Source organism: Pseudomonas sp. (assembly GCF_037994325.1).
Lineage (GTDB): Bacteria > Pseudomonadota > Gammaproteobacteria > Pseudomonadales > Pseudomonadaceae > Aquipseudomonas.
Window position 1 is genome coordinate 1 of sequence record NZ_JBBNAH010000348.1, and the last position, 9,839, is coordinate 9,839.

11 protein-coding genes are annotated in these 9,839 nt (G+C 58.2%); 9 read left to right on the forward strand and 2 right to left on the reverse strand.

Annotation, left to right across the window (positions count from 1 at the left end; genetic code table 11):
* The 4 genes from AAAB16_RS11740 to AAAB16_RS11755 all read left to right on the forward strand — a co-directional run.
* On the forward strand, positions 1-2,399 hold a 2,399-nt coding region (locus AAAB16_RS11740; RefSeq protein WP_340663477.1), incomplete at its 5' end, for an AAA family ATPase.
* A gap of 189 nt (positions 2,400-2,588) precedes the next feature.
* A complete protein-coding gene (locus AAAB16_RS11745; protein ID WP_340663478.1) occupies positions 2,589-2,930 on the forward strand; it encodes a hypothetical protein in 342 nt (113 codons plus the stop codon).
* 223 nt (positions 2,931-3,153) lie between these two features.
* Positions 3,154-3,642, forward strand: a complete 489-nt coding sequence (locus AAAB16_RS11750) for a TIGR00645 family protein (RefSeq protein ID WP_340663479.1) — start codon at positions 3,154-3,156, stop codon at positions 3,640-3,642.
* 94 nt (positions 3,643-3,736) lie between these two features.
* Entirely contained in the window at positions 3,737-4,363 is a 627-nt protein-coding gene (locus AAAB16_RS11755; protein ID WP_340663480.1) for an FKBP-type peptidyl-prolyl cis-trans isomerase, read from the forward strand.
* A 100-nt stretch (positions 4,364-4,463) separates the two neighbouring features.
* On the opposite strand, the gene AAAB16_RS11760 is transcribed toward AAAB16_RS11755, so the two are convergent.
* Positions 4,464-4,706 carry a hypothetical protein gene (locus AAAB16_RS11760; RefSeq protein WP_110617410.1) on the reverse strand — a complete coding sequence of 81 codons (243 nt, stop codon included), beginning with the start codon at positions 4,704-4,706 and terminating at the stop codon, positions 4,464-4,466.
* Positions 4,707-4,867: 161 nt separating this feature from the next.
* Complete coding sequence (locus AAAB16_RS11765) at positions 4,868-5,836, reverse strand: polyprenyl synthetase family protein (RefSeq protein WP_340663481.1); 969 nt, start codon at positions 5,834-5,836, stop codon at positions 4,868-4,870.
* Positions 5,837-6,079: 243 nt separating this feature from the next.
* Here AAAB16_RS11765 and rplU point away from each other — a divergent pair, with 243 nt between their 5' ends.
* From rplU to AAAB16_RS11790, 5 genes are all read left to right on the forward strand, one after another.
* Positions 6,080-6,391, forward strand: coding sequence for a 50S ribosomal protein L21 (gene rplU, locus AAAB16_RS11770; RefSeq protein WP_108098632.1), 312 nt, complete (start codon positions 6,080-6,082; stop codon positions 6,389-6,391).
* 37 nt (positions 6,392-6,428) lie between these two features.
* The gene (rpmA, locus tag AAAB16_RS11775) at positions 6,429-6,686 is read left to right on the forward strand and encodes a 50S ribosomal protein L27 (RefSeq protein WP_110617412.1); all 258 of its coding nucleotides are present in this window, start codon (positions 6,429-6,431) and stop codon (positions 6,684-6,686) included.
* 160 nt (positions 6,687-6,846) lie between these two features.
* Positions 6,847-8,070 carry an Obg family GTPase CgtA gene (gene cgtA / locus AAAB16_RS11780; protein WP_340663482.1) on the forward strand — a complete coding sequence of 408 codons (1,224 nt, stop codon included), beginning with the start codon at positions 6,847-6,849 and terminating at the stop codon, positions 8,068-8,070.
* Between the two features lie 91 nt (positions 8,071-8,161).
* On the forward strand, positions 8,162-9,280 hold the full coding sequence (gene proB / locus AAAB16_RS11785) for a glutamate 5-kinase (RefSeq protein WP_340663483.1): 1,119 nt from the start codon (positions 8,162-8,164) through the stop codon (positions 9,278-9,280).
* A 45-nt stretch (positions 9,281-9,325) separates the two neighbouring features.
* Positions 9,326-9,790: a CreA family protein gene (locus tag AAAB16_RS11790; protein WP_340663484.1), complete on the forward strand. Its 465-nt coding sequence runs from the start codon at positions 9,326-9,328 to the stop codon at positions 9,788-9,790.
* Positions 9,791-9,839 lie beyond the last annotated feature (49 nt).

The window sequence follows — 9,839 nt, forward strand, 5'->3', positions numbered from 1 at the left end:
CCTTCGATCCTAGTCAGTTCAAATTCACCATTACCGATGATCTGGAACCCTTCCGTGGCGTGCTCGGCCAAGAGCGCGCGGTGGAAGCCCTGCAGTTTGGCGTGGCCATGCCGCGCCCCGGCTACAACGTATTTGTGATGGGCGAGCCCGGCACTGGGCGCTTTTCCTTTGTTAAGCGTTACCTGAAAGCCGAAGGCAAGCGCCTGGAAACACCGTCGGACTGGGTGTACGTCAACCACTTCGACGAAACCCGCGAGCCCCGTGCCCTGGAACTACCGCCCGGCACCGCCACCGCGTTTATCGCCGCCATTGAAGCGTTGATCGACAACCTTATGGCGACCTTTCCGGCGGTATTCGAGCACCCGTCTTATCAGCAGAAAAAAAGCGCCATCGACCGCGCCTTTAACCAACGTTACGACCGCGCCTTGGATGTGATCGAGCGGCTGTCGCTGGAAAAAGAAATCGCCCTGTACCGCGACAGCACCAATATCGCCTTCACGCCGATGAAAGACGGCAAGGCGCTGGACGAAGCCGAGTTCGCGCAACTGCCGGAGGCCGAGCGCGAGCGCTATCACGCCGATATCTCGGCTCTGGAAGAGCGCCTGAACGAAGAGCTGGCCAGCCTGCCGCAATGGAAACGTGAGTCGAGCAACCAGCTGCGCCAACTCAATGAAGAAACCATCACCTTGGGCCTGCAACCGCTGCTCGGCCCGCTGTCGGAGAAGTACGCGGAGAACGCTGGCGTGTGCGCCTACCTGCAAGCGGTGCAGGTCAACCTGCTGAAGACCGTGGTTGAGCAGTTGGTGGATGTGGATAAGGTCGACGCCGAGGCGCGCAAGTTTCTCCAAGAGCAGTACTGCCCGAGCCTGGTCGTCGGTCACCACGCCAGCGGCGGCGCGCCAGTGGTGTTCGAGTCGCACCCAACCTACGACAACCTGTTTGGCCGCATTGAGTACAGCACCGATCAAGGCGCGCTTTACACCAGTTACCGGCAACTGCGCCCTGGCGCGTTGCACCGTGCCAATGGCGGCTTTCTGGTGTTGGAAGCGGAGAAAATGCTCGGTGAGCCGTTCGTGTGGGAAGCGCTCAAGCGTGCCCTGCATTCGCGCAAGTTAAAGATGGAATCGCCGCTCGGTGAGCTGGGCCGTTTGTCCACCGTCACCCTGACGCCGCAAGTGATCCCGCTAAACCTCAAGGTCATCATCATTGGCTCGCGCCAGCTGTATTACGCGCTGCAGGACAACGATCCGGACTTCCAGGAAATGTTCCGCGTACTGGTGGACTTCGATGAAGACATTCCCCTGCACGACGACAGCCTCGAGCAGTTTGCCCAGTTGCTGAAAACCCGCACCTCGGAAGAGGGCATGGCGGCGCTGACCGCCGATGCCGTGGCCCGCCTGGCGACCTACAGCGCGCGCTTGGCTGAGCATCAAGGGCGTTTGTCGGCGCGCATTGGCGACCTGTTTCAGCTGGTCAGCGAAGCGGACTTTATCCGTCAGTTGGCCAACGACACCGTGACCGATGCCGGCCATATCGAGCGCGCATTAAAGGCCAAGGCCACGCGCACCGGACGGGTGTCGGCGCGGATTCTCGATGACATGGTCGCCGGCATTATTTTGATCGACACCGCTGGCGCCGCCGTGGGTAAGTGCAACGGCCTGACGGTGCTGGAAGTAGGCGATTCGGCCTTTGGTCTGCCAGCGCGCATTTCCGCCACCGTGTATCCAGGCAGCAGCGGCATCGTCGATATCGAGCGTGAGGTTAACCTCGGGCAGCCGATTCACTCCAAGGGCGTGATGATTCTCACCGGTTACCTGGGCAGTCGTTATGCACAGGAATATCCGCTGGCGATTTCAGCCTCTATCGCGCTGGAGCAGTCCTACGGTTACGTGGATGGCGACAGTGCTTCGCTGGGCGAGGTGTGCACGCTGATCTCGGCCTTGTCGCGCACCCCGCTTAAACAGTGCTTCGCGATCACCGGCTCGATCAACCAATTTGGTGAAGTGCAGGCCGTCGGCGGCGTTAACGAAAAGATCGAAGGGTTCTTCCGCCTTTGTGAGGCGCGCGGTCTGACCGGTGAGCAGGGCGCCATCATTCCCTACGCCAACGTCGCCACCTTGATGTTGGATGAACGGGTATTGCAGGCCGTGCGCGCTGGGCTGTTTAACGTGTATGCCGTACGTCAGGTGGACGAGGCCTTGGGCTTGTTGGTTGGCGAGCCAGTGGGCGCGGCCAACGAGGACGGCGAGTTCCCTGAAGGCAGCGTTAATGCGCGGGTGGTTGAGCGCTTGCGGGAGATCTCCGAAATCGGCTTGGAAGAGGAAGAAGAACCAAGCGTAGAAGCGGAAGCAGCGGCCTTGCTGACCGGCAAGGCGCAGTCAAAAGCCGACGCTAAATGATGGTCTGACTGCTCGGTGGCTGGTCAGTCATTGAGCAGTTTGCGCCCGGCCACGGCAGGTGGTGGCTGGGCCTGCTTGCCCACGGTCCATCCACAGAGTTATCCACAGCTGGCGGGGATAACCTGCGGGCTTCCCTCAACGGTCGACCGGGGTGTAGTCTGACCGCCAGACCTCGCGAGGGCCGCCCCCATGCCGCGCAGCCTCTGCCTTACCCGTCAATGTCTTGGCCTGATCACCCGCATCGAGTGTGTGATCCGCCCGCTGGCAGGCGAAAACGGCCTCTGGGTTCTGATCTGCGCCGCTGGTATGGCCGCTTCGCAACCTTCCGCCATCAAGACGCAAGGCCCATTCCACGGGCCTTTGGTGGCTGAAAGTGTGCTTGCTGCGATTGTCGATAACCTGGCCGAACTGGGTTATAGCCAAAGCGATGAACCGTCCATCTGGTGCCTGCATTTACAGGCCGCTTTGCGCCGGGTTAATGCTGAGCGCGGCCGCCATTTAGGCGATTGCCAATTCCGCCCGGAAACCTAAAAGACAGTTTTGTTTAAGCTTTGATCAAGCCTGGCAAAGCCTAGCGCTGCGCTTGCTGGCGCGGTCTATCCTGAGGCCGTCCACAAGGTTATCCACAGTTCCTGTAGATAAACAAAATGGTACAAACCCTGACTGTTTTTTGCCCACGCCGCGCGCGGCGATGGCTTGTCTGATCAGGTGCGCTGGGTATACTCGCGCTCACTTTTACCTGCTGTGAGCCACCATGGAACGCTTTATTGAAAACGCAATGTACGCCTCCCGCTGGCTGCTGGCGCCGATCTACTTTGGCTTGTCGCTGGGCTTGTTGGCGTTGGCGCTGAAGTTCTTCCAGGAAATTTTCCACATCCTGCCCAATATCTTCTCGCTCGCTGAGTCCGATCTGATCTTGGTGCTGCTGTCGCTGATCGACATGGCCCTGGTTGGCGGCCTGCTAGTGATGGTGATGATTTCTGGCTACGAGAACTTTGTCTCGCAACTGGACATCGATGAAGGCAAGGAAAAGCTCAACTGGCTGGGCAAGATGGATTCCAGCTCGCTGAAGATGAAAGTAGCGGCTTCCATCGTGGCGATCTCGTCTATTCACCTGCTGCGGGTGTTTATGGATGCCAAGAACATCGAGCCTGAATACCTAAAGTGGTATGTGATTATTCACATGACCTTTGTGGTGTCGGCCTTTGCCATGGGTTACCTGGATAAGCTGACCAAGCACTGACCCCTATCCTTGTATATCTGCCCTGTACATCGGCCAGCCGGCGCATCTGTGCTAGGCTGGCCGACCTTTTTTTGGCCTCAGCGGAGTTAGCGCCATGTCCGAACAGAATATCGACACCTTCACCACCGATGAGAGCCGCGTCAGCTACGGCATCGGCCGCCAACTGGGCGACCAATTGCGCGACAACCCGCCGCCGGGCGTTAGCCTGGACGCTATTCTGGTTGGCCTGACTGACGCTTTCCGTGGCCATGCCAGCCGCGTGAGCCAGGAAGATATGTCCGCCAGCTTCAAAGTCATCCGCGAAATCATGCAAGCCGAGCAGGCTGCCAAAGCTGAAGCCGCTGCTGGCGAAGGCCGTGCGTTCCTGGCTGAAAATGCTCAGCGCGCTGGCATCGTCACCCTGGATTCGGGCCTGCAATACGAAGTGCTGACTGCTGGCGAAGGCGCCAAGCCAACCCGCGACAGCACCGTGCGTACCCACTACCACGGCACCCTGGTTGACGGCACTGTATTCGACAGCTCGTACGAGCGTGGCCAGCCGGCTGAATTCCCGGTCGGTGGCGTAATCGCTGGTTGGACCGAAGCGCTGCAACTGATGGGTACTGGCAGCAAATGGCGCCTGTACGTGCCAAGCGAACTGGCCTACGGTGGCCAGGCTGTTGGCGGCATTCCGCCGCACAGCGTGCTGGTGTTTGACGTAGAGCTGCTGGAAATCTTGTAAGAATCTAGTCGCCAAGCGTTAACGCAAAAGGCCGAGGGCAGTCACTGCTCTCGGCCTTTTGCATTCTTGTGGAAAGTACGTCAACGGTTAGGGTTCCCGATCAGTGCAGTTCGGTGGAAGGGCGCAGCGCGCGGGAGTAGCAGAATAGGAACAGGTTGCGTACCAACTCCTTGAGCACGGTGGGCTCGCTGGAGTTCAGACCGGTGAGGTCCAGGTCGCCTTGTTCGCGTAATTCATCCAGCGCTTCCTCTTCGAGAACCGCGCACACCTTGCCGGTATCGCGATGCAAAATGCGCAGATACGGATGGGGTCTGTCCAGCCAAGCATCAATCAAATAGGTCATGGCTCATCTCCTTGTCTTGGTTTGATGAGAATAATTCCTATTGGGATAATAGCAAGGGCTAATTTGCGTGGCAGCGGCTTGGCTTGATCGACGGCAATAAAAAGCCCGCTAAAAGCGGGCCTTAGGGTGTGCTGTGCGCACCAAGCGATTTACCGACGTGCTTAATGGGTGCGGGCGACGGCGAATTCGCTGAGTTCGATCAGCGCGTCTTTATATTCACTGGCTGGCAGCACATCCAGGCAAGCAATGGCGCGGGCGGCGTAATCGCGAGCCTGGTTGGCGGTGTAATCCAGCGAGCCGGAGGCTTCCACAGCGGCGCGGATGCTTTCCAGGTCTTCCAGGCCTCCTTTCTGAATGGCCGTACGAACCAGGGCGGCTTGTTCCGCAGAGCCTTCACGCATGGTATAGATCAGCGGCAGGGTGGGTTTGCCTTCAGCAAGGTCGTCGCCGACGTTCTTGCCCAGGGTTTCGGCGTCGCCACGGTAGTCGAGCAGGTCGTCTACCAGTTGGAAGGCCACGCCCAAGTGGTCGCCAAAGGCTTGCAGCGCCGCAGATTGTTCAGCACTAGCGCCGATCAGCGCCGCGGCGCTGTGGGTCGAGGCCTCGAAGAGCATCGCAGTTTTGCCGCGGATGACTTCCATATAGGTTTCTTCGGTGGTGCTGGCATCGCGCACTTTCGACAGCTGCAACACTTCGCCTTCGGCAATCACGCGGGTGGCGCGCGAAAGAATTTGCATCACAGGCAGCGAGCCCAGCTCAACCATCATTTCGAACGAGCGCGAATAAAGGAAGTCGCCCACCAGCACACTGGGCGCGTTGCCCCACAGGGCATTGGCAGTCGAGCGGCCACGACGCATGCCGGACATGTCGACCACGTCGTCATGCAGCAAGGTAGCGGTATGGAGAAATTCGATGGTGGCAGCTAACAGACGTAGATCATCACCTTGGCCGCCCAGGGCTTTGCCGCAGAGCAACACCAGCAGCGGGCGCAAACGCTTGCCGCCGGCGGAGATGATGTAGTCGCCTATTTTCTCTACCAGAGGAACGCGGGAGACCAGTTGTCGTCTGATAATGCCATCGACAGCGGTAAAATCATCCGCCACCACGTTATAGAAGGCCTGTGGTTGCATCAGTGACAAGTGCTCCTCGAAGGTTGCGCGGCATGCTAGGGGGCAGGGTGGAGGCTGTCAAGGCAAGCACTACGGGTGCTTGCGCAGGCATCCAGCCTTGCGTACAATCGCGGCCCCTGAACTTCCCTGGGCAGCACCTGCCTTACGCAATTGCAAGGGCGTCCTTCCGGCCCCAAGCAGCCATGCCAGCCGACGACTATTCCTATAAAGCGCTGGGTGAGCAGGATTTAACGGAGCAAAATTATGTACGCAGTAATTGTTACCGGTGGCAAGCAATACAAAGTCGCCGAAGGTGAATACCTCAAGATCGAAAAGCTCGAAATCGCCACTGGCGAAGCCGTTACTTTCGATCGCGTTCTGCTGATCGGCAATGGTGACGACGTCACTATCGGCGCACCAGTTGTTGAGGGCGCTAAAGTTGTAGCCGAAGTGATTGCACAAGGCCGCCACGACAAAGTGACCATCATCAAGTTCCGCCGTCGTAAGCACCACATGAAGCGTCAGGGCCACCGTCAGTGGTTCACTGAGATCAAAATCACTGGTATTTCGGCCTAATTTTTTCGGCCCAAATCCTTATTAGGAGTATTGACTCATGGCACACAAAAAAGCTGGCGGTAGTACCCGCAACGGTCGCGACTCAGAATCTAAACGCCTTGGCGTGAAGATGTATGGCGGCCAGGCTATCAAAGCAGGCAACATCATCGTGCGTCAGCGCGGTACCCAATTCCACGCTGGTTACGGCGTTGGCATGGGTAAAGATCACACTCTGTTCGCTAAAGTCGAAGGCGTGATCAAGTTCGAAGTGAAAGGCGCCCTCGGTCGTCGTTACGTGAGCGTCATCGCGGCTTAATCGCGACGTTGCTGGAAAAGCCCTGTCTCGCGACGGGGCTTTTTTGTTTCTGAATGCTTGAGGCTTTTGCAAAATCGTCCGGGAGCTGTTTCGCTGGATTTTGCAAAAGTCTTATTGTCCTTGTGTTATCTAGCCCGCTATTGCGGCGGGAGGCGTGCCGATGAAATTCGTCGATGAAGTATCGATTTTTGTAAAAGCGGGTGATGGTGGTAACGGTTGCATGAGCTTCCGTCGCGAGAAGTTCATCGAGAATGGTGGACCTAACGGTGGCGACGGCGGCGACGGTGGTTCGGTGTATATGGTCGCTGACGAAAACCTCAACACCTTGGTGGATTACCGTTACACCCGCCGTTTCGACGCTGAGCGCGGTTCGAATGGCGGCAGTGCTGATTGCACTGGGCGCAAAGGTGAAGACACCGTACTGCGCGTGCCAGTTGGCACCACCATCATTGATGCGGCTACCCAGGAAATTATCGGTGACCTGACCAAAGACGGTCAGCGCATTATGGTTGCCCATGGCGGCTGGCATGGTCTGGGTAATACCCGGTTCAAATCCAGTACCAACCGCGCGCCGCGTCAGACCACCCTGGGTAAGCCGGGTGATTCGCGTGACCTTAAGCTGGAATTGAAAGTGTTGGCGGACGTCGGTCTGCTGGGCCTGCCAAACGCCGGCAAAAGTACCTTTATTCGTTCGGTCTCGGCGGCCAAGCCAAAAGTGGCGGATTATCCGTTCACCACACTGGTGCCAAACCTCGGTGTGGTCAGCGTTGATCGCTACAAGAGCTTTGTGGTTGCCGATATCCCAGGTCTGATTGAAGGTGCTTCCGACGGCGCCGGCCTGGGTATTCGTTTCCTCAAGCACTTGGCGCGCACTCGCTTGTTGTTGCACCTCGTTGATATGGCGCCGTTGGATCTATCTGATCCGGCCGAAGCTGCGGAAACTATCGTGAGTGAGTTGGCTAAGTTCAGTCCTTCGCTGGCTGAGCGTGATCGTTGGTTGGTGCTGAATAAGTCCGATCAGATTCTTGAAGAAGAGCAAGAAGCTCGCATCAAGGAGATCACTGACCGTCTGGAGTGGACTGGCCCGGTTTATGTGATTTCGGCCATTGGTAAAGAAGGCACAGAAAAGCTCTGCTTCGATATCATGCGTTACCTTGAGGAGCGCTCCCTGCGCATTGCCGAAGAGCCGCAGTATGCGGCCGAGTTGGCGGCGCTGGATCAGCGTATCGAAGACGAAGCGCGTGCTCAGCTGCAGGCTCTGGACGATAAGCGCGCCTTGCGTCGCGCTGGCGTCAAGGTGGCTGGCACCGAAGATAACGATGACGGCTTCTGGGATGAAGAAGACGACGATGATGGTCCAGAGATCATCTACGTTCGAGACTAAGTAAAACCACAACGCCGCTAATTAGCGGCGTTGTGCTGACTAATTCGCACGAGTGGCGCTGTGCCGCTCTTCTGGCCAAGGTTGGATGACGATGCGGGACAAGGTGACTGGCGCGCAGCGCTGGGTAGTGAAGATCGGTAGTGCGTTGCTGACCGCTGATGGGCGTGGTCTGGACCGTGCCGCAATGGCGGTGTGGGTTGAGCAGATGGTGGCGCTGCGCGAGGCGGGCGTTGAGCTGGTATTGGTGTCATCCGGTGCGGTGGCGGCGGGCATGAGTCGCTTGGGGTGGAGTTCGCGCCCTAGCGCCATTCATGAGCTGCAGGCCGCTGCTGCGGTGGGGCAGATGGGGCTGGTGCAGGCCTGGGAGTCGAGCTTTGCTCAACATGGCCGGCATACCGCGCAAATTCTGCTGACCCATGATGACTTATCTGACCGCAAGCGCTACCTGAACGCTCGCAGCACGCTGCGCACGTTGGTTGAGTTGGGTGCCATTCCGGTGATCAACGAAAATGACACCGTGGTTACCGATGAGATCCGCTTTGGCGACAACGATACCTTGGCGGCGCTGGTGGCCAACCTAGTGGAGGCGGACTTGCTGGTGATTCTCACCGATCGCGATGGCATGTTCGATGCCGACCCGCGGCATAACCCGGATGCACAGCTTATCTACGAAGCGCGCGCTGATGATCCTGCGTTGGATGCGGTTGCTGGTGGCGTTGGTGGCGCGCTGGGGCGTGGCGGCATGCAAACCAAGCTGCGTGCAGCGCGACTGGCGGCACGTTCCGGGGCGCACACCGTTATTGTTGGTGGTGCCATTGAGCAAGTGCTGGCGCGGCTAAAAGCTGGCGAGCGGCTGGGCACCCTGCTGGCGCCTGAGCGCGGTCTGTTGGCGGCGCGTAAGCAGTGGCTGGCGGGGCATCTGCAAACCCGTGGCACCCTGCAGCTGGATGCCGGCGCGGTGAAAGCGCTGCTGCAAAGCCATAAGAGCTTGCTGCCTGTCGGCGTCAAAAGCGTGCAGGGTAATTTCCGTCGCGGTGAGATGGTGGTGTGCGTGGATCCGGACGGGCGTGAAATCGCTCGCGGTCTGGCTAACTACAGTGCTGCTGAGGCGCAGAAAATTGTCGGTCAGCCATCTGATGCTATCGAGAAATTGCTGGGTTACGTCGATGAGCCGGAGCTGGTGCATCGCGATAACCTGATTCTGGTTTAAGCGCGCCTTCGGGGCGCAATACCTGTAGGCGTCAAGGAGAGTGCGGTGCGATTGATCAATGGATGGTTAGGTGCGTTGTTTCTGCCGTTGGCATTTGCGGCAAGCGCAGAGGAGATCGGTCAGGTCTCCACGGTGTTCAAGTGGGTGGGGCCGAACGACAAGATTGTCGTCGAGGCTTTCGATGATCCGAAAGTGGAGGGCGTGACCTGCTACCTGTCGCGGGCCAAAACCGGTGGTGTCAAAGGTGGCTTGGGTTTGGCGGAAGATCGTGCTGAGGCGTCGATTGCTTGTCGTCAGGTCGGTCCGATCCAGGTGCCTGATAACTTGAAAGATGGCGAGGAGGTGTTCAAAGAGCGCACTTCGCTGGTGTTCAAGACCATGCAGGTGGTGCGGTTCTTCGATAAGAAGCGCAATACCCTGGTCTACCTGGTGTATAGCGACCGTGTGATCGAGGGCAGTCCGCAGAATGCGGTGACGGCCATTCCGATCCTGCCGTGGGCACAGCAGTAAGACAAAAAAGGCGAATCTCTGGATTCGCCTTTTTAATCACTTTTTTGTA

What these genes read in the sequence shown, in the direction of transcription:
- AAAB16_RS11745 (WP_340663478.1), top strand. Translation starts at nt 2,589, where the DNA reads ATGCCGCGCAGCCTCTGCCTTACCCGTCAATGTCTTGGCCTGATCACC.
- cgtA (WP_340663482.1), top strand. Translation starts at nt 6,847, where the DNA reads ATGAAATTCGTCGATGAAGTATCGATTTTTGTAAAAGCGGGTGATGGT.
- AAAB16_RS11765 (WP_340663481.1), bottom strand. Translation starts at nt 5,836, where the DNA reads ATGCAACCACAGGCCTTCTATAACGTGGTGGCGGATGATTTTACCGCT.
- rplU (WP_108098632.1), top strand. Translation starts at nt 6,080, where the DNA reads ATGTACGCAGTAATTGTTACCGGTGGCAAGCAATACAAAGTCGCCGAA.
- AAAB16_RS11755 (WP_340663480.1), top strand. Translation starts at nt 3,737, where the DNA reads ATGTCCGAACAGAATATCGACACCTTCACCACCGATGAGAGCCGCGTC.
- proB (WP_340663483.1), top strand. Translation starts at nt 8,162, where the DNA reads ATGCGGGACAAGGTGACTGGCGCGCAGCGCTGGGTAGTGAAGATCGGT.
- AAAB16_RS11760 (WP_110617410.1), bottom strand. Translation starts at nt 4,706, where the DNA reads ATGACCTATTTGATTGATGCTTGGCTGGACAGACCCCATCCGTATCTG.
- rpmA (WP_110617412.1), top strand. Translation starts at nt 6,429, where the DNA reads ATGGCACACAAAAAAGCTGGCGGTAGTACCCGCAACGGTCGCGACTCA.
- AAAB16_RS11750 (WP_340663479.1), top strand. Translation starts at nt 3,154, where the DNA reads ATGGAACGCTTTATTGAAAACGCAATGTACGCCTCCCGCTGGCTGCTG.